This is a genomic window from Pseudomonas sp. S1(2024), assembly GCF_046557535.1.
The window spans coordinates 1-23,845 of record NZ_JBKGFP010000116.1 but is presented as its reverse complement, the minus strand read 5'-3'; the positions used below and the strand labels follow the sequence as shown (position 1 = coordinate 23,845).

Below are 23,845 nucleotides of genomic sequence, written 5' to 3'. Positions count from 1 at the left end.
GTCACTGCCCCGGACAACGTCTACACCGGCACCAACGACGCTGTGGTCAAATCGATCGCTTCGGTCACCGGCGCTGATGTCGGCAAGTTCGAGCAACTGACCCTGGACAAGACTCCGGTCAGCACCACCGTCACCGACGAGCCTGGCTCGGGTGTGCCGGGGACTGGTAACCAGGGCGACCTGGTACAAGTCACCATCACCGCCGACCAGGCATCGGTGGCCGAAAACGTCAAACCGACATTCACCGTGCACCTCAACCAGGCACTGGACCACGACCTGGTCGTGACCCTGAGCAACAACGCCCAGGTCACCATCAAGGCGGGGGATACCAGCGCCCCGTACACCCACGCGGCGCAGGGCGACGACGTCTACAACGACGCCGGCCAGATCAGCCTGGGCATCAGCTCGGCTGTAGACGTTGATGGTCGTACCTTCGAGAACCTGCAACTGGGCGGCAACGCCACGGTTCAGGTGACCGATACCACCGACGAAGTAGTGGCCAAGCTGACCGCGACTCCTTCGGTGACCGAAGGCGGCGAGATCACCTACACCGTGACCTTGACCAACAAAGACGGTCTGCCGATCAACAATCACGGTGCCCTGACCTTCACGCTGAGCGATGGCACCACTGTCATCACCGTGCCTGCCAATGGCACCACCGGCTCGGTTACCGTCACTGCCCCGGACAACGTCTACACCGGCACCAACGACGCTGTGGTCAAATCGATCGCTTCGGTCAGCGGCGCTGGTGTCGGCAAGTTCGAGCAACTGACCTTGGACAAGACGCCGGTCAGCACCACCGTCACCGACGAGCCTGGCTCGGGTGTGCCGGGGACTGGTAACCAAGGTGATGTCACCACAGTCGGCATCAGCGGTAGCACATCGCTGACCGAAGGTGAAACCGGCCACTACACGCTGACATTGAGCAACCCGTCGAAGTCTGAGGTCACCATTACCCTCAGCTACACTGGCACCGCCATGAATGGCGAGGACTTCACCGGTGTCGCCACCGTGAAGATCCCGGCCAACAGCACCGGCACCACATTTGACATCGTTACCATCGACGACAAACTGGTCGAGGCTACCGAGAACTTCACCGTGAAGATCGAAAGTGCCACTGGTGGCAGCTTCGAAAATCTGAAGGTCGACAGCAGCAATGCCAGCGTGACCACGTCCATCCTCGACAATGACCACTTGCCAGTTTCGCCGGGCGGTGCAGTCTTTGGTGTGGAAGACACCAGTTACGTGTTTGCCTGGAGTGATTTCAAGGTCACCGATGCCGATACCAACACTGGCTTGTCCGTGACCATTACCTCGCTCCCGGCCGCAGGTAGTCTGCAGTTCTTCAACGGGACTACGTGGGTGAATGTGACCGTCGGTCAGGTTGTCAGCCAGGCTGATATTACTGCCAACAACCTCAAGTTCGTCCCGGCTCTCAATCAGTCGGGTGCGGACAACTATGGCGGGAATGGCGTGGGTAACCAGCAGGCCGACTACGCGCAGTTCAAGTTCAAACCTAACGATGGCACCAACCTGGGCACTGAAGTGACCATGAAGGTCGACATCAGTCCGGTGGCCGATAAGCCAACCCTGAGCTTCGGTAGTGCCGAGGTCGAGTCCAAAGGCCTGACCAAGGAAGTGTGGACCAGCCTCAAAGGCCTGGGTACCGACGGTAGTGGTATTACCGGCGATGCCCTGAAGACGGTCTTTGCCAACTCCGGCAATGCCAACACCAGCAGCAGCACCTCCAACGTTCAGTCCGATGGCAGCGTCAGTGCTGGGACCGGCTCGAAAACCTCGGGTCTGATCTATCTGGAAGCCGGCAAGACCTACAACTTCAGTGGCACCGCTGACGACAGCTTCGTGGTCACCATCGGTGGCAAGACTGTGGTCACGGCCACCTGGGGCGCGGGTGGACAGGTTTCGGGCAGCTTTACCCCGAACACCAGTGGCTACTACCCGATCGAGGTCTATCATGCCAACCAGTCCGGGCCAGGTAGCTATGACCTGAACATCCAGGTCGGCTCGGGTGCTGTCACCGACCTGAGCAGCTCGAACATCAAGATGTACCAGAACGTGACCGAGATGGCCAACGCAGGCCTGGGCGTGTCCGACCTGCACACCGTCAATGGCCAGAGCTACTACGACGGCTACAAGCTCAATGAAGGGCCGGAAGGTGGCTCGGTGAAACTGGTCAGCATTTCTACCGCTTTGACCGACACCGATGGATCCGAGAGTTTGACCGTGACCCTCAGCGGTATTCCGAAAGGTACCGTGCTGAGCGATGGTGCAGGCAACACTGTCACGGTCGGCACTGGACCAGTCGATGTGACAGGCTGGAAACTGAGCAGCCTGACCCTGACACCACCGGCCTATTACAAAGGGTCGTTCGACGTTACCGTCACCTCGGTTGCAACTGAAAGCCTCGGCGGTTCGGCCATTACCACCGGCAATATCCCGGTTACCGTATACCCAGCGACCTACAAGGCCAGTGTGGGTACATCGGGCAGCGATACATTGAGTGGTAGCGAAGGCAACGACATCATCGTCGCCGACGTGTCTGGCCTGAACGTGGTCCAGGGCAAGAACTACAACATTGCCTTTATTGTCGACAGCTCGGGAAGTATGAGCGACAAGTCGATTTCGGACGCGAAAACGCAGCTGGCTTCGGTGTTCAACACGCTCAAGGCCAGCCTGGGCTCCGACACCTCGGGTACGGTCAACATTTTCCTGGTGGACTTCGACACCCAAGTCAAGCAGAACGTGGCGGTGAACCTTGCAGACCCGAATGCCTTGAGCAAGCTGCAGTCAGTGCTCAACTCCATGGCAAGCGGTGGCGGTACCAACTACGAAGACGTGTTCAAGGCCACGGCCAACTTCTTCAAGAGCACCATGGCCAGCAGTAACGCCAATGCGGAGAACCTGACTTACTTCATCACTGACGGCAAGCCGACCTACTACCAGAGCGGGGAGAGTACCAACCCGCGACTGTGGACCAACGGCAAGTCGTTGGATGACGTGGTCAACGTCAACAACTACAAGCTCGGCGACACCTTCAGCGTGTGGGCCGACGCGACTCACAAGGTCGAGATCAGCAGCAGTGGAACGGTCAAGGTGCTGACCTACAGCGAGAACAAGAAAGGTGAGTTGGTGCTGCAGTCAACCAACACTGTCGGAACCCTGCATGCCCAGGGCGACGGCACCTACGAGTTCTCCAGCCTGGACGGCTCGGGCTACGGTGAGTACTGGAACTATCAGGAATCGGCAGCAGGTACTACCGCGAGCTTCAACCTGCTCGGTGGCACCAATGGCGTGAGCAAAGTACAAGCCATCGGCTTGAACAACGATGTCACACTGAACGACTTGAAGCCGTACGACTCTGCAGGCAAACCGCAGGCAGGCATTGACCCGTCCGATCTGGCCAAGGCGATTCTCGGTCATTCCGAGGCGATTCTGCCGGGTGCTGACAGTATTGATGGCGGAAACGGCAACGACATCATCTTCGGCGACCTGATCACTCTCAACGGTGTCGTCAGCGAGGGCTACCAGGCGCTGCAGACGTACGTGGCGCAGAAGAGCGGTGTCGAAGCCAGCTCAATCACCACCAACAATGTCCACCAGTACATTACCGAGCACTACACCGAGTTCGATATCTCCGGTGCCAACGATGGCCATGACCTCCTGTCCGGCGGCAATGGCAACGACATTCTCTTCGGTCAGGGCGGTAACGACACGCTTGATGGTGGTAAAGGTAACGACATTCTGCTGGGGGGAACTGGCAATGACACCCTGATCGGTGGCCAGGGTAACGATATCCTGATTGGCGGCAGCGGTAGCGACACCTTCGTGTGGAAGGCCGGCGATACCGGCAATGACGTTATCAAGGACTTCAAGGTGGCCGAAGGCGACCGGATCGACCTGAAAGATCTGCTTCAGGGCGAGAAGGGCAGCACCATCGACAACTACCTGAAGCTCACCACGGTGGAAGGCACGACGACGCTGCAGGTCAGCAGCGAAGGCAAGCTCAATGCCGCCGGTGGTATCGCCAACGCCGACGTGACCATCAAGCTGGAAGGGGTGAACTGGTCCAACACCACGATCAACTCGTTGATCAGCGGTGCTGACCCGACAATCATCATCCACAACAAGGACAGTTGATTACTGATGCGCTAGCGGGCTGCTCTGCAGCCCGATCGCCGGCAAGCCAGCTCCCACAGTAACTGTGCAGCTCGGGAGAGTTGTGCGGTTCTTGTGGGAGCTGGCTTGCTGGCGATTGGCCGCTCAGCGGCCATGGCACTTTCCTGGCATCCTGCGACAGCGCATACTCTGGCGCCGGGTCTGCGTGCCCGGTGATCTTTGCCTATGCTGCTGTCTACCACCAAGGAACCAATGTGACGAGGGACACCGCCATGTTCTACGTGCAACGCGATGCCGCTGGCCAGTTGCAGCGGGTCGAAGCAGCCGCTTTTGACCAGTTCACCGAAATGCTCCCCGCCGACCATGCCGATATTCAGGAATGGTTTGCCGATGACGTCGTGGAAAACAGCCTTAACCAGCTCAAGCAAAGCGATCTCGACATGATCCGCGTGCTCGAGGACTTGATCGATGTGCTGACCGCCAAGGGTGTGTTCAAGATCACAGACCTGCCCCCGGGTGCGCAGGCCAAGCTGCTCAACCGTTCGACAGCGCGCAAGGCGCTCAGCAGCCTGAACAACCTCATCGATGAGGAAGAGCAGGGAGGGTTGATCTGATTGCTTAGCGTCCCTGACAGTAGTGCTATGGTTATTCTTTAACGGTATTTAAATTAAAACTCTTATGACTTTATAGTCGCTTCCACTGCGTACCCGTCGACCAATCGATGCGCCGCACGACTTGAACCCACACGGGAAATCCCCGTGCGTTTCTGATCGTTGCGCGCCATTGAAGTCGCGCACTGCGTGGGAGTGAAAAATGTCAGCCGCCTCGAACGCCTTGTCGATCATCGACAGCGCACTGCCGCAACGCTTCGAAATCCGCCCTTTTTCCGGTGCTGTAGGTGCCGAGATCATCGGCCTGGACTTGGCCAGGCCGGTCAACGCTGTGGATTTTGCCCGTATCCATCGCGCCCACCTCGACCACCATGTGCTGGTGTTTCGCGACCAACGCATCAGCCCTGACCAGCAGATCGCCTTCAGCCGCCGTTTTGGTCCATTGCAGATCCATGTGCTCAAGCAGTTCCTGCTCGCCGGCCACCCCGAGATCCTGATCGTTTCCAACATCATCGAGAATGGCCAGAACATCGGCTTGGGTGATGCCGGCAAGTTCTGGCACTCGGACCTGTCGTACAAGGAACTGCCCAGCCTCGGTTCCATGCTGCATGCCCAGGAACTGCCCGGCGAGGGCGGCGATACTCTGTTCGCCGACATGCACAAGGCCTGGGACGCTGTACCCGCGGCCCTGCGCAAGGTGGTCGAGGGCCGCAGTGCCGCTCACTCCTACACCGCCCGTTACGCCGAGACCAAGTTCGAAGGCAACTGGCGCCCGACCCTGACCGCCGAGCAGCTGGCGCAGGTACAGGAAGTCATCCATCCGGTGGTGCGTACCCACCCGGAAAACGGCCGCAAGGCGCTGTTCGTCAGCGAAGGCTTCACCACCCGTATCGTCGGCCTGCCAAGTGACGAAAGCCGCGACGTGCTGCAACAGCTGTATGCCCTGAGCGTGCTGGAGCAGAACATCTATCGCCACCAGTGGCAGCCTCACGACCTGGTGTTCTGGGACAACCGCTCGCTGATCCACCTAGCCACTGGCTGCCCCGCACACCTGCGGCGCAAGCTGTATCGCACCACCATCCAGGGCGATGCCCCGTTCTGACGACTGAGGAAACTCATCATGCGTAAATCCATCAGCCGCCTGGCGGCAAGCATCGGCCTGGGCGCAAGCCTTGTCGTCGGCAGCCTGGCGGCCCCCGCCACGGCGCAAGCAGAAGGCAAGATTCGCATCGCCGAACAGTTCGGTATCGTCTACCTGCTGCTGAACGTAGTGCGTGACCAGCATCTGATCGAAAAATATGGCAAGGAGCAGGGCATCGACATCGAAGTCGATTGGGCCCAGCTGTCGGGTGGTTCGGCTATCAACGACGCACTGCTGTCCGGTTCGGTGGACATCGCCGGTGCCGGCGTCGGCCCGCTGTTGACCGTGTGGGACCGTACCAAGGGCCGACAGAACGTCAAGGCCGTGGCCTCGCTGGGCAACTTCCCGTACTACCTGGTCAGCAGCAACCCCAATGTGAAGACCATTGCCGACATCTCCGACAAGGACCGCATCGCCGTACCGGCGGTAGGCGTTTCGGTGCAGTCGCGCTTCCTGCAGTACGCCGCCGCCCAGCAATGGGGCGACAAGGAATACAACCGCCTCGACAAGTACACCCTGGCCGTGCCGCACCCGGATGCAACTGCCGCGCTGCTGGCCGGCGGCACCGAACTCAACGGACACTTCTCCAACCCGCCGTTCCAGGACCAGGTGCTCGCCAACAAGAACGTGCACGTTGTACTCAACAGCTACGACCTGCTCGGCCCCAACTCGCCGACCTTGCTGTTCGCCACTGAAAAATTCCGTAAGGACAACCCCAAGACCTACAAGGCCTTCGTCGATGCGCTGGCCGAAGCCGCGGACTTCGCCCAGAAGGACAAGGCGGCCGCCGCCGACACCTACATCCGCGTGACCAAGGCCAAGATCGACCGCGATACGTTGATCAAGCTGATCGACAGCCCGCAGTACGAATTCACCGTCACGCCAAAGAACACCTACAAGTTGGCCGACTTCCTCTATCGGGTAGGCGCCATCAAGCACAAGCCGGAATCGTGGAAGGACTACTTCTTCCAGGATGAACGCCCGCTGCAGGGGAGCTGACCGATCATGACCGCCCCATTGCCAGGCCACACGGCCAGCAACCTGAGCCGTGTCGCAACGCCACCTTTGCTCAAGGTGGATAACCTCAGCCTCGAATACCGCACCGCGCAATGCGTGGTGCGGGCCACCCACCAGGTCAGCTTCGAAGTCGACCGTGCCGACCGCTTCGTGCTGCTCGGCCCCTCCGGCTGCGGCAAGTCCACCTTGCTCAAGGCCGTGGCCGGGTTCATCTCGCCCCAGGAGGGGCAGATTCTGCTGCAAGGTCAGCCAGTCAGCGGTCCGGGCCCCGACCGCATCGTGGTGTTCCAGGAGTTCGACCAGCTGCCGCCATGGAAGACGGTGAAACAGAACGTCATGTTCCCTCTGCTGGTGTCGGGCCAGCTGAAACGCGCCGAGGCCGAGGAGCGGGCACTGCACTACCTGGAAAAAGTCGGCCTGGCCGCCTTCGCCGATGCCTACCCACACACACTGTCGGGCGGTATGAAGGCCCGCGTGGCGATTGCCCGGGCCTTGGCCACGCAGCCGAAGATCCTGCTGATGGACGAACCGTTCGCGGCACTTGATGCGCTGACCCGGCGCAAGATGCAGGAAGAATTGCTGCTGCTTTGGGAGGAGGTGCGTTTTACCCTGCTGTTCGTTACCCACTCCATCGAAGAAGCACTGGTGGTCGGCAACCGCATCCTGCTGCTGTCGCCCCACCCGGGGCGGGTGCGGGCCGAAGTGCACAGCCACCAGTACGACTTGGGCAGCCTGGGTGGTAGCGACTTCCAGGCCAGTGCCCGGCGCATCCATCGTTTGCTGTTCGATGAGGCGGATGCCCCCGAACAGCCCGACGATCTTGGTTTCAACGATATCCGTATCGCCTACTGACAGGAGCTTCAGCCATGACCACTACACCTGTACGCCAGGAATACGAGGTGCAGCTGGAGCCTTTGCTCAGTGTGCCTGTGGAACGCAACCTGCCATTGGCTCAGCGCCTGTGGCAGCACGGCTGGTTGCGCAAGGCGGTCATCCTGCTGGTGATCGCCGTACTGTGGGAGGCCATTGCCCGCTACCAGGGCAACGATCTGCTGCTACCGACCTTCCTGCAGACGGCCACGGCGTTGTGGGACGGCATGGTCAGCGGTGAGTTGCCGGCCAAGGTTGGCGTGTCGCTGGTGATTCTGCTCAAGGGTTACCTGCTGGGGATCATCCTGGCCTTCGGCCTCACCAGCTTGGCGGTGTCGACCCAGCTTGGGCGCGATCTGCTGGGCACTCTGACTTCGATGTTCAACCCGTTGCCGGCGATTGCTCTGTTGCCGCTGGCTTTGCTGTGGTTCGGGCTGGGCGACAACAGCCTGATCTTCGTGCTGGTGCACTCGGTGCTCTGGGCGCTGGCGCTGAACACCTATGCGGGCTTTCTCGGCGTGTCGGAAACCCTGCGCATGGCCGGGCGCAATTACGGCCTGAAGGGGCTGCGGCTGGTGCTGCATATCCTTGTCCCTGCGGCGCTGCCGTCGATCCTGTCGGGGCTGAAGATCGGCTGGGCGTTCGCCTGGCGTACACTGATCGCTGCCGAGCTGGTGTTCGGGGCCAGCAGTGGCAAAGGCGGGTTGGGCTGGTACATCTTCCAGAACCGCAACGAGCTGTACACCGACAAGGTGTTTGCCGGGTTGGCGGTGGTGATCCTGATCGGCTTGCTGGTGGAAGGGCTGGTGTTCAATACCCTGGAGCGGTTGACCGTTCGCCGCTGGGGGATGCAGCGCTGACGCGCATGTGCTTGGTTGGCCCGATCGTCGGCTTGCCGGTGATCGGGCTGATGTTGTCGGCCCAAATGGCGTAGCTCTGAAACACTTTCAAATATTTTCAAGCCGACTTGTCGTATAACTTGTAAGAAAACTCCTAATTTAGCATCGATCTCCGCAGAACGATTGCGTTGGAGTTTTTCCGTGCCTAGCCTGTTCCGCTCAATTGTTTACAAGGAACAGTAACCATGGCTTTCGACGCTTATATTCAAATCGCGGAAATCGCTGGCGAAGCAAAGGACGAGCAGTACAGTAACTGGATCGAAATCCTCGGCTACACGTTCGGCAGCAGCCAAAGCGCCTCCGCCACCGCCAGTTCCGCAGGCGGCGCCACTTCCGGGCGTACCACCCTGAGCAACCTCACCTTCACCAAGTACCTGGACAACGCCAGTTGCAAACTGCTCGAAGCCAGTTGCGCCGGGCAGCACCTGAAAGAGGTGAGGCTGGTCGTTTGCCGCGCTGGCGGCGATAAACTCAAGTACTACGAAGTGGTGCTCGAAGAAGTGATCATCGCCGACTACGCACAAAGCGCGCATGCCGGCGTACCGACTGAAATAATTCAGCTCGACTACGGCCGTATCAAGACCACCTACACCCGGCAGCAGCGTGTCGATGGTAGTGCCGGCGGCAATGTGACCGGTGGCTGGGACCGGATTGCCAACAAGAAGTTTGCGTGAGGACCGACCATGTCCGAGGCACGCAGCTTTATAAATCCCAAGGCACAGAATTACGCGACGCTGAAGAACGGTACACCGATGAACGCCAACCAGCAGGCCAAGTTCGATGTGCTCAATGGGCATATCGTCAACACCGTGGTCTTGGCCGGCGAACTGGTGATCGTCGGTGACCCCGATACTTCTTCCTGCACCAGCCATGAAGCCTTTCTCATGGGCAAGGCGGCTGGCATCCACCGCGACATCATGCTCAACGGGGGCGGTGTTGACGGTTTCATGCTGGATAACTTCGAGATGCTGCAAAGTCTACTGGGCCATGCATCGATGGGGGCAGGGGCAGCGAGCGATGGCTGGGCCAGGTATCTGGATGCAATCAAGAAGACGCTGGAACAGATCGAGCAACTGCACCGCGAGCATATGAGTGGTGGTGCGTTCAGGGCGCGGGAAGAGTTCTATGCCAAGCGTGTGGAGCTGTTCAGGACGTTGGACGAACAGCTGGGGAGGACCGCCGCTTACGGTTCTGGATTACGAAATCAAGGATCGATCAAGCGGATGCTGCAGCTTTCTACCAAGCGTTATCTGAGTACCGGGGAGATTTCCGGGTATGCAGAGAAGGTAACGGGAGTGGCGAAGGCTGCGAATCTGATCAAGAAAGGGGCCTACATTGGGGTTGCATTGGATGTGGCGGCGACAGGGTTGTCCATTCATAAGGCGTGCACCATTGGCCGAGAAGAAGAATGTAGAAAGGCCAAATATGTGGAGGGAAGTGGTTTGGTCGGAGGTTTGAGTGGAAGCACCGTAATGGGGGCTGTCGGAGGTGCCGCAGGTACCCTTGTATGCGCTGTAGTACTCGGAATACCTAGTGGAGGGGCCGGTGCATTAGCGTGCGCGGTGGTCGGTGGAGCCGTAGGTGGAAAGATTGGTGGTGAAAATGGTAAAGAGGGTGGTGAGTGGCTTGGGGAAATTCTCTACGAGAGCATTAAGCCATGAGCTCATTTGAGATGAATGTGGTTGCGATTTGTTTTTTCTTCTTGGGTATAGTCGCGCTTTTAGTGCAAATATATATCGCCATAAGATATCTTGATGAGATTGAAGGGCTGCTATGGAAAAGTGATTTTGTATCGGGGAATAGGAAACTTTATTTGCATGCGGGCATCCTCGGTAAAATTATGCGTATCTGTACCATATCAACACTTCTGAGCACGCCATACCTATTTGCTCGCAAGGGATTGGTTGACGAGGCGCAACTGCAGAACTTTCCGGCGCGTATGAAAAGACTGCTTATAGTAACGTGGTGCACAATGTGTATTTCTTCAGTCGCATTCCTCGCGCTCGGGTCTTTTTAAGAAAGTGTTTGGAGGAAGCGCGCAGGCTGCAGTGTGATACGCGGTGCTCAATTTCGCCTTGTCTGAGGAAGCTTGCCGGGAAGATGGGAGCAACACGGTTGTTGGTTTGACCAGCTTGGGAGGCGAGTGTGTGGAAAGAGGATTGAATGAAATCGACAGCTGAAGTAATAGGGATGTCCATGTTGTTATTCTGGATAATGATCAGTGTGGGTATTATGATTTACCTAGCCTGCCGATATCTTGATTTGGTTGAATCGAACCTGTCGGGATGCAGTTATGTACGAGATAATCGGTTAAGTTTCTCATCAGCGGGTTTGCTAGGTAGAGTGTTGCGCATCTGTCTGGCCGCAAATATGCTTATGATGCCCGGTGTCTTTGTTAGCAAAGGTGTTGCGGATGCTTCCGAAATATTGCGCTTTCCAAAGGATCTGAAAATTAAAATTCTAGTTTCATGGGGAGGGCTAATGACTTCTACGGTTATTTTTGTTGTTGCCCATAATGTTCTGAAGCTTTTAAGCTTGCCCAGTTGATTCTATCGGCTTAATTTATTATTAATTGGAGGGGTAAAGTGCCACTTTGCTATAAGCGGCTTGTGCTCTACTTTCATCTCGCAATTGCAGGCCAGGTTCTTAGCCATGGGAAATCGAGACTTGCTGGTGGGTGAGCCTTAAGCTCAATGGCCATCCTGATACTGTGCAGCCGCTTCAACGAGTGTCCTGGCAATCTCCATGCGTAGCTGGCTGGGCTGTTCGATCACCACGCCTGCTCCCTGGCTCAGCACCCACCAGCGCAACCCCCAGCCATCCTCCACGGTGGCCCGCAGCCGATGGCCCTGCTCCAGCGCTGTCAGCTGCATATCGACACTCAACGGCGCTTCGCGCAACTGTCGAGCCAGCAGGTCGCTGACCCAGGCCTGTAGCTCGACCCCTTCACCTTGCGCCGGCTGCAGCGAACCACCGCGCAAAAAACCCTGCAGATCGAAATTCCCACGCAACTCGCCAGCAACGTTCGCCGACCAGTGCCAGCCAAACGGAATGCTCTTGTCATTGCGCTCCAGCGGAAATATCAGCGACAGCTCATTGAGATCACGCTCGACAGTGCGTTTGCTGACCGTGAAGCCCACGTCACGCAGGCGCCAGACCAATTCGGCGCTGGTAATGCCAGGGGAACGGCTGGGCAGCTGGCGCAGCAGCGCCCACTGTCGGCTGAGGGTGGCGCGAGTGGTGGCGAACGGCAAAAGATAACGTCCTTGTCTAGGCTTGCCGCAATAGGATGGCGGCAGGCGTGGGTCATGGCAATTGGCCACAGCCTGCTCAGATCAAGGAAGTCGCATTTGGTTGCCTGGTGCCGAATCGTTCGCGACAGGTTTTGACGTTACGTCACGCAGAATCACGCCTCATCACAGCCGAAGGTTGGGGTTGTGTGTCGTTCAATGAGGATGAACATGTCTGCTGCCAGCAATATCCATTCGCTGCTTGCCCGCCTTTTGCCCGAGCGGGTCATTGCCCCACCGGCCGCTGTCGGGAGGCGACAGCGACTGTTTGCCGGGATAGGGTTGCCCAGCCAGCGCTCGCTGCTGGTCAGTCGCCTGGACGAAGCCAGCGACTTGCAGACGGTTTACGTCGACCTGCGCCGTCAGGCCTTGCAAGGCAATGTGACGGCGCTCAACGACCTTGGCTGGATCTGGCTCAACGGCAAATACTGGCGTGCTGACACCGTGTTGGCCGGCCACCTGTTGCGCATGGCGGCCCTGCAAGGCAATGCCGCGGCGTGGTTCAACCTTGGGCAGCAACATTACTTCGGCAAAGGTATCGAACCCTCTTATCTACAGGCGGCGGAGTGCTACCGGCAGGCTTTCGAGCGGGGCATGCTGCATGCCGCTGCTGCGCTGGGTGACCTGTACGAGGAAGAAGTGTGCGATGGCAGCCTGCAGTGGCAGGTAGATCTTGTACAGGCCTACCAGTGGTTCCTGCGCGGGGCCGAGCAGGGCGAGGCACGCTGCCGTTTCGAGGTGGGCTACCGGTTGATGCACGGGCTGTACGTGGAGGCTGATCTCAAGGCCGCACTGTACTGGCTGGAACTGGCGGCAGCTGCGGGGGTGGTGCAGGCGGCCGAAGAGCTGGCGGTACACTTCAGCAGCCGTGACGAGGGCCGCTACCAGGAGTGGCGTGACCGGGCGGTGCAGATGGGCAGTACATTGGCCTTGACCATGAAGCTGGAAGACCAGATACAGCCCTGAATTTGCTGCTGCTTGTCCGGGCCCTTTCGCGGGCTCGCCCGCTCCCACAGGAATTGCACAAACTTCAGGTCCTGTGAGGTCCCTGTGGGAGCGGGCAAGCCCGCGAAAGGGCCAGTAAGACAAAAGCATGAACAACATTTCACCCAGGCTATCCGTCACCCCCGGTTGACGAAAGGGGGAGGCACAGGCGTATATTGATAGTTAGCAAACTATGAATATCCTTGGTTTCTGTCATGTCCCTTGATCTCCTGCGCCTGCAAGTCAGCAGTGGCATGGTGGTTGCTGCCCGCCATTGGCGGCGCATCTGCCATACCGCCCTGACCGGTTACGGCATTTCCGAGGCCTGCGCCGCGCCGTTGCTGATGATCGTGCGCCTGGGTGACGGCGTGCATCAGGTGGCCGTGGCCCAGGCCGCCGGCCTGGAAAGCCCGTCGCTGGTGCGCCTGCTCGACCAACTATGCAAGGCTGGCCTGGTATGCCGCAGCGAAGACCCGCTGGACCGCCGCGCCAAGGCCCTGAGCCTGACCGCCGAAGGCCGCACCCTGGCCGAGTCCATCGAAGCCGAACTGGTGCGCCTGCGCCGCGAGGTGCTGCATGGCATCGACCAGGCCGACCTGGAAGCCGCCTTGCGCGTGCTGCGTGCCTTCGAAGCCGCCGGCCTGGGCAACACAGGCGGGGCAGCATGAACGGTTTCTTCAGCTCGGTGCCCCCGGCCCGCGACTGGTTCTATGGCGTGCGTACCTTTGCCGCCTCCATGATCGCCCTGTACATCGCCCTGCTCATGCAGTTGCCGCGCCCCTATTGGGCCATGGCCACGGTGTACATCGTCTCCAGCCCGTTCCTTGGCCCCACCAGCTCCAAGGCCCTGTACCGTGCCGTGGGCACGCTGCTCGGCGCCGGCGGGGCGATTTTCCTGGTACCACCGCTGGTGCAGTCACCGTTGCTGCTGAGCATCGCCATCGCCCTGTGGACCGGCACCTTGCTGTTCCTTTCGCTGAACCTGCGCACCGCCAACAACTACGTGCTGATGCTGGCCGGCTACACCTTGCCGATGATTGCCCTGGCGGTGGTCGACAACCCGCTTGCTGTGTTCGATGTGGCGTCTTCCCGCGCCCAGGAAATCTGCCTGGGGATCGTCTGCGCGGCGGTGGTCGGAGCGATCTTCTGGCCACGCCGGCTGGCGCCGGTTGTAGTCGGTGCCACTGGTAGCTGGTTCACCGAGGCGATCCGCTATAGCGACACCTACCTGGCCCGCCAAGCCAGCGCAGACCAGGTTGGCGGCATGCGCGGGGCGATGGTTGCCACCTTCAACTCGCTGGAGCTGATGATCGGCCAGCTCGGCCATGAAGGTGCCGGTCCGCACACCCTGAAGAATGCCCGCGAGTTGCGCGGGCGCATGATCCACCTGCTGCCCGTGATCGATGCCCTCGACGACGCCCTGGTCGCCCTCGAAGGCCGCGCCCCGGCACAGTTCGCCCAGTTGCAACCGTTGCTCGATGCCGCCCGCGAATGGCTCAAGGGCACCGTCGACAGCGCCTCGGTCGCCCGCTGGACCGCCCTGCACGAACAGATCGAGCGCCTGCAGCCGGGCGCCGCTGCCCTCGACCAGCGCGCCGAACTGCTACTGTCCAACGCTCTGTACCGCCTGACCGAATGGGCCGACCTGTGGCAGGACTGCTGCAGCCTGCAACATGCCCTGCGCAGCGACGATTCCAAACCCTGGCGCGCGGTGTACCGCCACTGGCGCCTGGGCCGCCTGACGGCGTTCTTCGACCGTGGCCTGATGCTGTATTCGGTGGCCTCAACCGTGCTGGCGATCGTTGTAGCCTGCGGCCTGTGGATTGGCCTGGGCTGGAACGACGGCGCCAGCGCAGTGATCCTCGCCGCCGTGTCATGCAGCTTCTTCGCCGCCATGGACGACCCGGCGCCGCAGATCTACAGGTTCTTCTTCTGGACGCTGATGTCGGTCATCTTCTCCAGCCTGTACCTGTTCCTGGTGCTGCCCAACCTGCACGACTTCCCGATGCTGGTGCTGGCTTTCGCCGTGCCATTCATCTGCGTTGGCACCCTGACCGTGCAGCCGCGCTTCTACCTGGGTACCTTGCTGACCATCGTCAACACCTCGACCTTCATCAGCATCCAGGGTGCCTACGATGCTGATTTCTTCACCTTCCTCAATTCCAACCTGGCCGGCCCCGTGGGGCTGCTGTTCGCCTTCATCTGGACCTTGGTGATGCGCCCGTTCGGCGTGGAGCTGGCAGCCAAGCGCATGACCCGCTTCGCCTGGCGCGACATCGTCGAAATGACCGAGCCGGCCACCCTGGCCGAGCACCGCCAGGTCGGCGTGCAGATGCTCGACCGCCTGATGCAGCACCTGCCGCGCTTGTCGCAAACCGGGCAGGACAGCGGCGTGGCACTGCGCGACCTGCGCGTGGGGTTGAACCTGCTCGACCTGCTGGCCTATATGCCGCGTGCCGGGCAGCAGGCTCGCGAGCGCCTGAACACAGTGGTCGAGGAAGTCGGCGCGCACTACGCCGCCTGCCTGCGTGCCGGCGAGCGACTGCACGCCCCGGCTGCGCTGCTGCGCAACATGGAGCGCGCGCGCCTGGCGCTGAACCTGGATGAACTGTACGAGCGCGGCGATGCCCGTACCCACCTGCTGCACGCGCTGAGTGGCCTGCGCCTGGCGCTGCTGCCGGGCGTGGAGGTGATGCTCGAACCAGCCGAACAACCGCAACTGCCCCCCGGCCTCGACGGAGCGCCCCTGTGATTGGTGAACTGGATATCAGCGGGGTATTCCTGCCCACGCTGCTGGTGATGATGTTTGGCACCTACCTGCTGTTCCTCGGGGTGCACGCGGTGCTGGTGCGCCTGCATTTCTACCGTCTGGTCTGGCACCGGGCGTTGTTCAACGTTGCTCTGTATGCCGTGCTGCTTGGTGCGGTGGACCACTTTTGCCGAAACCTGATGCTGCCATGAAAAAACCTTTGCTGACCCTGGGCCGCGTGGTCCTGACCTTGCTGGTAGTGACCTTCGCCGCCGTGCTCGTGTGGCAGATGGTGGTGTACTACATGTTCGCCCCCTGGACTCGCGACGGCCACATCCGCGCCGACGTGATCCAGATTGCCCCGGACGTGTCCGGGCTGATCCAGAAGGTCGAGGTGCGTGACAACCAGACCGTCAACCGCGGCGATGTGCTGTTCACCATCGATCAGGACCGTTTCACCCTGGCCCTGCGCCAGGCCAAGGCGACCCTGGGCGAGCGCCAGGAAACCCTGGCCCAGGCCACCCGCGAAGCGCAGCGCAACCGCAAGCTGGGCAATCTGGTGGCCGCCGAGCAGCTGGAAGAAAGCCAGTCCCGCGAGGCCCGTGCCCGCTCTGCCGTCAGCGAGGCGCAGGTGGCCGTCGATACCGCCCAGCTAAACCTCGACCGCTCGGTGGTGCGCAGCCCGGTGGACGGTTACCTGAACGACCGAGCACCGCGTAATCACGAATTCGTCACCGCCGGCCGCCCGGTGCTGTCAGTCGTCGACAGCGCCTCGTACCACGTCGATGGCTACTTCGAGGAAACCAAGCTTGGCGGTATCCACATCGGCGATGCCGTGGACATTCGCGTCATGGGCGACAACACCCGCCTGAGTGGCCATGTGCAGAGCTTTGCCGCCGGCATCGAAGACCGCGACCGCAGCAGTGGCGCCAACCTGTTGCCCAACGTCAACCCCGCATTCAGCTGGGTGCGCCTGGCCCAGCGTATTCCGGTGCGCATCGCCTTTGATGAAGTGCCGCAAGACTTCCGCATGATTGCCGGGCGAACCGCCACGGTGTCGATCATCGAGGGCCAGCGCCCATGAAACAGCTGATCCTGGCGGGCCTGTGCCTGTCGTTGGGGGCCTGCATGATGGTCGGCCCCGACTATGAGGTGCCGAAGGACGCGGCGGTGCAACGCAGCGACCTCAACGGCCCGCTGCGCCAGGATGCCGACAGCGTGGTATCGGCACCGGTGCCTGAGGACTGGTGGCAGCTGTATCAGGATCAACGGCTGAACGAGCTGGTGCGCCAGGCCCTGAGTGCCAACACCGACCTGCGCGTGGCTGCCGCCAACATTGCCAAGGCGCGCGCCCAGGTCGAAGTGGCTGAGTCGCAAGGTGGCTTCAACGGCGGCGTCAAACTTGGCGCCCAGCGCCTGCAGGAATCGGGCGAGGCCTTCCTGCTGCCAGAGAAAGTGCCGGTGGCCAACATCGGCGAAGCCATCATCAGTGCCTCGTACCAGTTCGACCTGTGGGGTACTTTCAAGCGTGGCACCGAGGCGGCCAAGGCCAATGCCGACGCAGTGCAGGCCGCCGCCGATACCGCCCGCATCACCTTGGTGGCGGATGTGGTCAAGGCCTACACCCAGGTGTGCTCGGCCAACGAGGAATACCACATTGCCCGCGAGTCGCTCGACCTGCAGGAGCAGAGCGTGAAGCTTAACCAGCGCCTGCGTGATGCCGGGCGTGGCGACGAAACCCAGGTCACCCGCTCGCAGACCCAGTTCAAATCCTTGCGTGCCGAACTGCCACGCTTCAAGGCGGAGCGCGAGACCGGCATGTACACACTGGCTGCCTTGTTGGCAAAACCGGTTGATCAGCTGCCTGCCGGCACTGCCGATTGTGCCGAGCTGCCGCACCTGAACCAGCTGGTGCCGGTGGGCGATGGCGCGGCGTTGCTCAAGCGCCGTCCAGACGTGCGCCAGGCCGAACGGCAGCTGGCCGCTGCCACTGCCTACATCGGCGTGGCCACCGGCGCCCTGTACCCCGACATCAGCATCGGCGCCCAGGTTGGCACCATCGGTATCCTTGAGAACCTTGGCGAGCCGGCGACCAACCGCTGGGGCTTTGGCCCGCAGATCAGCTGGACCATCCCCACCAACGGCACCCGCGCCCGCATTCGCATGGCCGAAGCCTCGACCCAGGCAGCCCTGGCGAATTTTGATGGGGTAGTGCTGAACGCCATTCGCGAGACCCAGACCCGCCTGGCGCAGTACAGCGCCCTGCTGGACCGGCGTGACGCGCTGGCCGAGGCGGAGAAGTCGGCCAAGGAGGCGGCGGACCAGACGCACCGGTATTACCAGGCGGGGCGTGAATCGTTCCTGGCCGACCTGCAGGCGACGCGTACCTATACCGACATGCGCGCGCAGCTGGCAGCGGCCAATAGCCAAGTGGCTCAGGGGCAGATTGGTGTGTTCCTGGCGTTGGGTGGGGGGTGGAAGGGCACCGCCAAGCCTTGAGGCCCAATCGCCGGCAAGCCAGCTCCCACAGGTACTCCACCGCTTTTGGGGCCTGTGGTAGCCGGCTTGTACATGCCGCGAAGTTGGTGCGTACCCTGTGGGAGCTGGCTTGCCGGCGATCGAGGGCAAAGCCCTCGCCTAGGTTCTAGAGCTGTAAGACATTTCCGAACCAGAAACCAAATGCTTCAGTTCGGACGCCCTGTCGAATTATCCTACAGCACCTGTCGGAAGGTGCTGTCTTGGCTGGAAAGTGTTCCCGGAATACTGTCGCGGGGTCGCCTCGCAAGGCGATCGGGCGTGAGACACCCGGATTTCATTCGGTAGCACCGCTTTATGGCGGTCGTGTGCGGACAGGCTTCGGCCTGGCCGGGGTTACCGTATGTCCCGTGTCTCACACCGTACACGACTGCCACCTAACTTCGTGAGACAAGGAGGAGAGCAGTTCAATCCCCCATACGGAGTTCCTCCATGAACAAGCTCGTCCCCGATCCACCAGTTACCGATCTGCTTCTGCTCGACCCTCCCGCGCTCTCACTAATCGATCCACTCAGCCCCAAAGACTGCGAAGTGCTGATCAGCGCCATCACCCTGACCATCGACCACACCACCACAGTCCTGCTCGACAACCCTCCCGGCGACATGCGCAATGCCATGGGCATGAATATTCGATTGCTCTGCCGCCTGATCAATGCCGTGTGCGACCGCACCCATGCAACCCGCCACGATCAAGGAGCGACCCGATGAGCGATGATCCAAGAGACTCTGCAACCGCAGGTGTGGAAACCTTCGACTTGTTCCGCCTGCAGCCAAATGTGCCGTTCAGCCATGCCTTCTCGCAGCTATCTGTGCTGCTGGGTTGTATTCGCCACCTGACCACCGAAGCGGAAATGGAAAACGACCGCATTGCCGGTAGCGCTGCGCGGATACTAAGCGAGATGGCCAAGGCCTTGATCGATGATATGGAGCGGGGGATGAACAAGGTTCTTCAATAACCCTAGAGACCCCGGGGCCGCTGTGCGGCCCATCGCCGGCAAACCAGCTCCCACACCTGTACGCCACTGCTATCGAGTCCTGTGACTTACCTGTGTGGCTTGCCGGCGATGAGGCCCAGGCAGGTCAGCGCCTGCCACAGGCCTGATGAGTACTCTGTGGGAGCTGGCTTGCCGGCGATGAGGCCCAGGCAGGTCAGCGCCTGCCACAGGCCTGATGTGTACCCTGTGGGAGCTGGCTTGCCGGCGATAGGGCCCTGACAGGCAAAAGGCAAAGCCCCATCAAAGCCAAATTGCATCCCAATGCGGATAATCCCCCACCCTCGCGACCAATCCTGCCCGCTTCGGATTCATGACGATGTACCGCGCCACCGCCTGCACATCCTCCTCCCGGCGCAATGCCCGGTCATGAAATCCCTTCTGCCAGAGCTGGCCGCTTCGCCCTTGATACCTGTTGATCATCATGGTGCTGCGAGATTTCACCCTGCGCATCAAGCGCTTCAGGCTGCCCGGTCCAAGCTCGACCAGCCAATGAAAATGATCTGGCATCACCACCCAGGCCAGCGATCTGACGGCACCTTCCTCTTCAGCCTGGCGCAACTCGGCAACCAGAAAGCGGGCCGAGTGAAAGTCATTGAATATTGGGGCCCGGTCGAGGGTTGTGCTGGTAAGCAGATACAATCGACTGGTTTCCGAAAAACGGCCAAGCCGTAACTGGTCTGAGTGGGGACGATCCATGTTCCCTGTCTCCTGATGGTTTGCTCCTCAGGCTAGTGGCTATGGATCTGCGAATAACCAATCAATTGGTACCCGGTGTTTCCAGTGACATCGGCGCAACCTTTATCGCCGGCAAGCCAGCTCCCACCTCGACCTCATCTCCCTCAAGCCATGTGCAATACCTGTGGGAGTCTGGCTTGCCAGCGATGAGGCCCGAACCGGCAACACAAGACAGAATCTCCCACAGGTTCAGCGCATTCCCCCTATTCATCTGATTTGTAGCAAGATTTTTCATGAAATCCGCCCAGCACCCTTGAGTGAAGCAAAGTGGAAGTGAACAATGTTCTCTTTCGCATTCCCTTCGAGACTGGCCATGAAAACCCGTTCCCGTCTGCTTGCCTGGCTGCCGGTTATTTTGCTCGGCCCGGTGCTGGCGCTGTGCAGCACCCTAGCGCTGGCCGAAGCCCCCGCCGAAGCCACCAAGGCCCTGCACCTGCTGGACTACATTGGCGCCGACTACCCGCCCACCGTGCAAGACGGCAAGGTGATCGACGATGGTGAATACCGCGAGCAGCAGGAGTTCAGCGCGGTATTGGCCGACTTGGTCAAAGGCCTGCCTGCGCATGCTGAACAAGCAGCCTTGGAGCAGGGCGTCCAGGCGCTGCGCCAGGCCATCGACCAGCGCCAGGACGGCCCGGCTGTTGCCAGGCAGGCCCGCCAGCTGGGTGCACGCCTGGCGGTGGCCTACGAGGTCAGCCAGGCTCCGGTAATTACTCCGGACCCGGCCCGTGGCGCTTCGCTGTATGCGCAAAACTGCTCGATCTGCCACGGCGAAACTGGCGCCGGCGACGGCCCGGCCGGCGTGGGCCTGGAGCCTGCACCCGCCAACCTGCGCGATGTTTCGCGCCTCGACCAGTTGAGCCTGTTCGACCTCTACAACACCCTGGCCCTGGGCATCGATGGCACCGAGATGCCTTCGTTTGCCGACCAGCTGGACGACCGCCAGCGTTGGGATGTGGCTGCCTACATCGCCAGCTTCACCGCCAAGCCAGAAGCCGGCAAAGGCGACAAGACCTGGAACATCGCCGACCTGGCCCGCCAGACCCCGGCCGAAGTCGCCGCCAGCGAAGGTGCCACGGCCGTGGAGGCGTTCCGCGCCCAGCGCGCCCAGCCGCCACAGGTCAAGCGTGGCCCGGCGCAATTGCTCGAATACACCGCGAGCACCTTGGACAAGAGCCTGGCGGCCTACCGCGCAGGTGATCACGACCAGGCCTATGACCTGTCAGTGGCGGCCTACCTGGAAGGCTTCGAGCTGGTGGAAAGCTCGCTGGACAACATCGACACCCAGGCGCGCAAGGACACCGAAAAATCGCTGATGGCCTACCGTCAGTCGCTGCAGGACGGCTTGCCCGTGGCCCAGGCCGAGCAACGCCTGAGCGAAGCCAAGGCCAAGCTCGAGCAGGCTTCCAAACTGCTGGGCAGCGATGGCCTGAGCTGGTCGCTGAGCTTTGTATCCGGCTTGCTGATCCTGCTGCGCGAAGGCCTGGAGGCGATTCTGGTGCTGGCGGCGATCCTGGCCTTCCTGCGCAATACCGGCCAGCAGTCGGCGGTGCGCAGCGTCAACATCGGCTGGGGCCTGGCGCTGGTGGCCGGTTTCGCAACCTGGGCGCTGGCAGCCTACGTGATCGACGTTGGTGGCGCCCAGCGCGAGCTGCTGGAAGGCTGCACGGCGCTTTTCGCCGCGGTGATGGTGCTGTGGCTTGGCGTGTGGATGCACGACCGCCGCCATGCTGCCGCCTGGCAGGATTACATCAAGAGCAGCCTGGTCAGTGGTGGCGGACGTTTCGGTTTTGCCGTGCTGGCGTTCTTCTCGGTTTACCGCGAACTGTTCGAAGTGATCCTGTTCTACGAAACCCTGTGGCTGCAGGCCGGCCCAGCCGGGCACCAGGCGGTGCTGGCGGGTGGCGCCACGGCGCTGGTGCTGCTGGTGGGGTTGGCCTGGGTAATCCTGCGTGGCTCGGCCAAGCTGCCGCTGTCGCTGTTCTTCAGTATCAACGCCGCGCTGCTATGTGCCTTGTCGGTGGTGTTCGCCGGGCATGGCGTGAAGGCGCTGCAAGAGGCCGGGGTACTTGGCACGCGGCCGGTGGCGTTCTTCGAGTTCGACTGGCTGGGGGTTCACGCTGACGCCTACTCGCTTTCGGCGCAGGCGCTGGCCTTGCTGGCCATCGTGTTCCTGTACGGGCGCTCGCGCCTGGCGGAAAGGCGCAGGGCAGCGGCCAACTGATTAGGGCCGCGCTGCGGTCCATCGCCGGCAAGCCAGCTCCCACTCCGACCGCATCGGCTTCAAGCCATTTGCTGTACCTGTGGGAGCCGGCTTGCCGGCGATGGGCTGCAAGGCAGCCCCTGGCATTATCAGTTCAGGCCGGCTGTGGCGCCTTGAGAATGTTCTGCAGCAACTGGACACTCTCGACAGCGTCATGACCCAGGCTGGTCAGATAGCCGCCATCAGGTTGATCGGTCAGCCCCTTTTCATGCAGGCGTTGCGCGGCGGCTACCAGGGCAGGGGAAGCGTTCTTGTGAATCTTGATGCCTTCCTGGCTGCTGTCGTGCTTGAACAGCGAAAGGACTTCCAGTTCAGCGATCAGATCGGGGGTAAAAGGCATGGCGACTCCTGACTTCCAGACAAGGATGACGGCACCGTTCTACGGTGCCTGATCTTCGAGTGTAGCCGGGTTATTCGTCCTCGCCTTGATCCATCTCAGGCGGCAGTTCCGGCAGCGCGCGCAGGGCATTCTCGTACCACTCGCGGTCGAACTCGCGGTCTTCCACCAGCATGTTGTCAATTTCGAAGGCCAGTACATGGGCCATCAGGTTGAGAATGTCTTCGCGCTCGTAACCGACCAGGGTCAGTTTGTTGAACGTGGCTTTCGCCGCCGCCGGGTCGCCGCTTTCGATCTGGTTTTCGATGGCCTGGGTCAGCGTTGCCTCGGCGAAGGCTTCGTCGTCGTCATTGTCGATGTCGGTGGGCTCGCTCATGGCGGTACTCCTGTGATGGGATGCACAGTGTGCCACGCCTGTGGCGGCAATGCCCGGGCATTGACGGGGCGCATGACGCTGGTCAAGGGCGGGCGTACGGTCTATAAAAGCCGGGCCAACCCCTTACGGCCTGGAGGCTGTTACCTGATGCTCAAGCTTCATGGATTCTCGGTCAGCAACTACTACAACATGGTCAAGCTGGCCCTGCTGGAAAAAGGCCTGCCCTTCGAGGAAGTCACCTTCTATGGCGGCCAGGCGCCACAGGCGCTGGAAGTGAGCCCGCGAGGCAAGGTGCCGGTGCTGGAGACCGAACACGGCTTCCTCAGCGAAACCAGCGTGATTCTCGACTATATCGAGCAGACCCAGGGCGGCAAGGCGCTGCTGCCTGCCGACCCGTTCGGGCAGGCCAAGGTGCGTGAGCTGCTCAAGGAAATCGAGCTCTACATCGAGCTGCCGGCGCGTACCTGCTATGCCGAGTCTTTCTTTGGCATGCAGGTCGAGCCACTGATAAAGGAAAAAGCTCGCGCGGATCTGCTGGCCGGTTTTGCCACGCTCAAGCGTAACGGCCGCTTCGCCCCCTATGTGGCGGGTGAGCAACTGACCCTGGCAGACCTGATGTTCTGCTTCTCGGTCGACCTGGCCTACGCGGTGGGCAAGAAGGTGCTGAACATCGACTTCCTGGCGGACTTCCCGCAGGCCAAGGCGTTGCTGCAGCTGATGGGTGACAACCCGCACATGGCGCGGATCGTGGCGGACAAGGAGGCGGCGATGCCGGCCTTCATGGAGATGATTCGCAGCGGTAAACGCTGAGAATAGTGTTGGGGCATTCGCGGGCACGCCCGCTCCCACAGGGAAAGCACATGCCTTTTGGGGGGGGGGTGTCCCCGCACTAAGGCGAAAACCCCG

At 60.9% G+C, this 23,845-nt stretch carries 23 protein-coding genes; 19 read left to right on the top strand and 4 right to left on the bottom strand.

What is annotated here, in order from left to right; translation table 11 throughout:
- From ACLCGK_RS30000 to ACLCGK_RS29960, 9 genes are all read left to right on the top strand, one after another.
- A partial coding sequence (locus ACLCGK_RS30000; protein WP_410953489.1) for an immunoglobulin-like domain-containing protein occupies positions 1 to 4,158 on the top strand: 4,158 nt, incomplete at its 5' end.
- A gap of 251 nt (positions 4,159 to 4,409) precedes the next feature.
- Positions 4,410 to 4,751 carry a hypothetical protein gene (locus tag ACLCGK_RS29995; protein ID WP_015268518.1) on the top strand — a complete coding sequence of 114 codons (342 nt, stop codon included), beginning with the start codon at positions 4,410 to 4,412 and terminating at the stop codon, positions 4,749 to 4,751.
- 199 nt (positions 4,752 to 4,950) lie between these two features.
- Positions 4,951 to 5,850 carry a TauD/TfdA dioxygenase family protein gene (locus ACLCGK_RS29990; protein WP_015268519.1) on the top strand — a complete coding sequence of 300 codons (900 nt, stop codon included), beginning with the start codon at positions 4,951 to 4,953 and terminating at the stop codon, positions 5,848 to 5,850.
- 18 nt (positions 5,851 to 5,868) lie between these two features.
- Positions 5,869 to 6,888: an ABC transporter substrate-binding protein gene (locus ACLCGK_RS29985; RefSeq protein WP_410953488.1), complete on the top strand. Its 1,020-nt coding sequence runs from the start codon at positions 5,869 to 5,871 to the stop codon at positions 6,886 to 6,888.
- 6 nt (positions 6,889 to 6,894) lie between these two features.
- Positions 6,895 to 7,758 carry an ABC transporter ATP-binding protein gene (locus tag ACLCGK_RS29980; RefSeq protein ID WP_410953487.1) on the top strand — a complete coding sequence of 288 codons (864 nt, stop codon included), beginning with the start codon at positions 6,895 to 6,897 and terminating at the stop codon, positions 7,756 to 7,758.
- Positions 7,759 to 7,772: 14 nt separating this feature from the next.
- A complete protein-coding gene (locus ACLCGK_RS29975; RefSeq protein ID WP_015268522.1) occupies positions 7,773 to 8,636 on the top strand; it encodes an ABC transporter permease in 864 nt (287 codons plus the stop codon).
- Between the two features lie 224 nt (positions 8,637 to 8,860).
- A complete protein-coding gene (locus tag ACLCGK_RS29970; protein WP_367245013.1) occupies positions 8,861 to 9,349 on the top strand; it encodes an Hcp family type VI secretion system effector in 489 nt (162 codons plus the stop codon).
- A gap of 9 nt (positions 9,350 to 9,358) precedes the next feature.
- Entirely contained in the window at positions 9,359 to 10,336 is a 978-nt protein-coding gene (locus ACLCGK_RS29965; RefSeq protein WP_410953486.1) for a hypothetical protein, read from the top strand.
- A gap of 502 nt (positions 10,337 to 10,838) precedes the next feature.
- Positions 10,839 to 11,222: a hypothetical protein gene (locus tag ACLCGK_RS29960; RefSeq protein WP_137108951.1), complete on the top strand. Its 384-nt coding sequence runs from the start codon at positions 10,839 to 10,841 to the stop codon at positions 11,220 to 11,222.
- A gap of 143 nt (positions 11,223 to 11,365) precedes the next feature.
- On the opposite strand, the gene ACLCGK_RS29955 is transcribed toward ACLCGK_RS29960, so the two are convergent.
- Complete coding sequence (locus ACLCGK_RS29955) at positions 11,366 to 11,929, bottom strand: WYL domain-containing protein (protein ID WP_015268527.1); 564 nt, start codon at positions 11,927 to 11,929, stop codon at positions 11,366 to 11,368.
- Between the two features lie 207 nt (positions 11,930 to 12,136).
- Here ACLCGK_RS29955 and ACLCGK_RS29950 point away from each other — a divergent pair, with 207 nt between their 5' ends.
- From ACLCGK_RS29950 to ACLCGK_RS29915, 8 genes are all read left to right on the top strand, one after another.
- Positions 12,137 to 12,931, top strand: coding sequence for a tetratricopeptide repeat protein (locus ACLCGK_RS29950; RefSeq protein ID WP_410953485.1), 795 nt, complete (start codon positions 12,137 to 12,139; stop codon positions 12,929 to 12,931).
- Between the two features lie 233 nt (positions 12,932 to 13,164).
- Entirely contained in the window at positions 13,165 to 13,617 is a 453-nt protein-coding gene (locus ACLCGK_RS29945) for a MarR family winged helix-turn-helix transcriptional regulator (protein ID WP_025337266.1), read from the top strand.
- A complete protein-coding gene (locus tag ACLCGK_RS29940) occupies positions 13,614 to 15,701 on the top strand; it encodes an FUSC family protein (protein ID WP_025337267.1) in 2,088 nt (695 codons plus the stop codon). The genes ACLCGK_RS29945 and ACLCGK_RS29940 overlap by 4 nt, the downstream gene beginning before the upstream one ends.
- On the top strand, positions 15,698 to 15,910 hold the full coding sequence (locus tag ACLCGK_RS29935; protein WP_003255905.1) for a DUF1656 domain-containing protein: 213 nt from the start codon (positions 15,698 to 15,700) through the stop codon (positions 15,908 to 15,910). Before ACLCGK_RS29940 ends, ACLCGK_RS29935 begins: the two co-directional genes overlap by 4 nt.
- Positions 15,907 to 16,782, top strand: coding sequence for an efflux RND transporter periplasmic adaptor subunit (locus ACLCGK_RS29930; RefSeq protein ID WP_410953484.1), 876 nt, complete (start codon positions 15,907 to 15,909; stop codon positions 16,780 to 16,782). Before ACLCGK_RS29935 ends, ACLCGK_RS29930 begins: the two co-directional genes overlap by 4 nt.
- Positions 16,779 to 18,197, top strand: coding sequence for an efflux transporter outer membrane subunit (locus tag ACLCGK_RS29925; RefSeq protein WP_015268531.1), 1,419 nt, complete (start codon positions 16,779 to 16,781; stop codon positions 18,195 to 18,197). Before ACLCGK_RS29930 ends, ACLCGK_RS29925 begins: the two co-directional genes overlap by 4 nt.
- A gap of 468 nt (positions 18,198 to 18,665) precedes the next feature.
- Positions 18,666 to 18,941, top strand: coding sequence for a hypothetical protein (locus ACLCGK_RS29920; protein ID WP_075044274.1), 276 nt, complete (start codon positions 18,666 to 18,668; stop codon positions 18,939 to 18,941).
- Complete coding sequence (locus tag ACLCGK_RS29915) at positions 18,938 to 19,189, top strand: DUF3077 domain-containing protein (protein WP_023662451.1); 252 nt, start codon at positions 18,938 to 18,940, stop codon at positions 19,187 to 19,189. Before ACLCGK_RS29920 ends, ACLCGK_RS29915 begins: the two co-directional genes overlap by 4 nt.
- A gap of 279 nt (positions 19,190 to 19,468) precedes the next feature.
- Here ACLCGK_RS29915 and ACLCGK_RS29910 read toward each other — a convergent pair whose 3' ends face one another.
- Positions 19,469 to 19,924, bottom strand: a complete 456-nt coding sequence (locus ACLCGK_RS29910) for an REP-associated tyrosine transposase (protein WP_015268533.1) — start codon at positions 19,922 to 19,924, stop codon at positions 19,469 to 19,471.
- 319 nt (positions 19,925 to 20,243) lie between these two features.
- On the opposite strand from ACLCGK_RS29910, the gene ACLCGK_RS29905 reads away from it, so the two are divergent.
- Complete coding sequence (locus ACLCGK_RS29905; protein WP_410953483.1) at positions 20,244 to 22,187, top strand: FTR1 family protein; 1,944 nt, start codon at positions 20,244 to 20,246, stop codon at positions 22,185 to 22,187.
- Positions 22,188 to 22,320: 133 nt separating this feature from the next.
- On the opposite strand, the gene ACLCGK_RS29900 is transcribed toward ACLCGK_RS29905, so the two are convergent.
- Both ACLCGK_RS29900 and ACLCGK_RS29895 read right to left on the bottom strand, forming a co-directional pair.
- Positions 22,321 to 22,566, bottom strand: a complete 246-nt coding sequence (locus tag ACLCGK_RS29900) for a TIGR02647 family protein (protein ID WP_015268535.1) — start codon at positions 22,564 to 22,566, stop codon at positions 22,321 to 22,323.
- 70 nt (positions 22,567 to 22,636) lie between these two features.
- A complete protein-coding gene (locus ACLCGK_RS29895; protein WP_085591763.1) occupies positions 22,637 to 22,939 on the bottom strand; it encodes a hypothetical protein in 303 nt (100 codons plus the stop codon).
- 147 nt (positions 22,940 to 23,086) lie between these two features.
- Here ACLCGK_RS29895 and ACLCGK_RS29890 point away from each other — a divergent pair, with 147 nt between their 5' ends.
- Positions 23,087 to 23,749: a glutathione S-transferase gene (locus ACLCGK_RS29890; RefSeq protein WP_410953482.1), complete on the top strand. Its 663-nt coding sequence runs from the start codon at positions 23,087 to 23,089 to the stop codon at positions 23,747 to 23,749.
- The last annotated feature ends 96 nt before the right edge of the window (positions 23,750 to 23,845 follow it).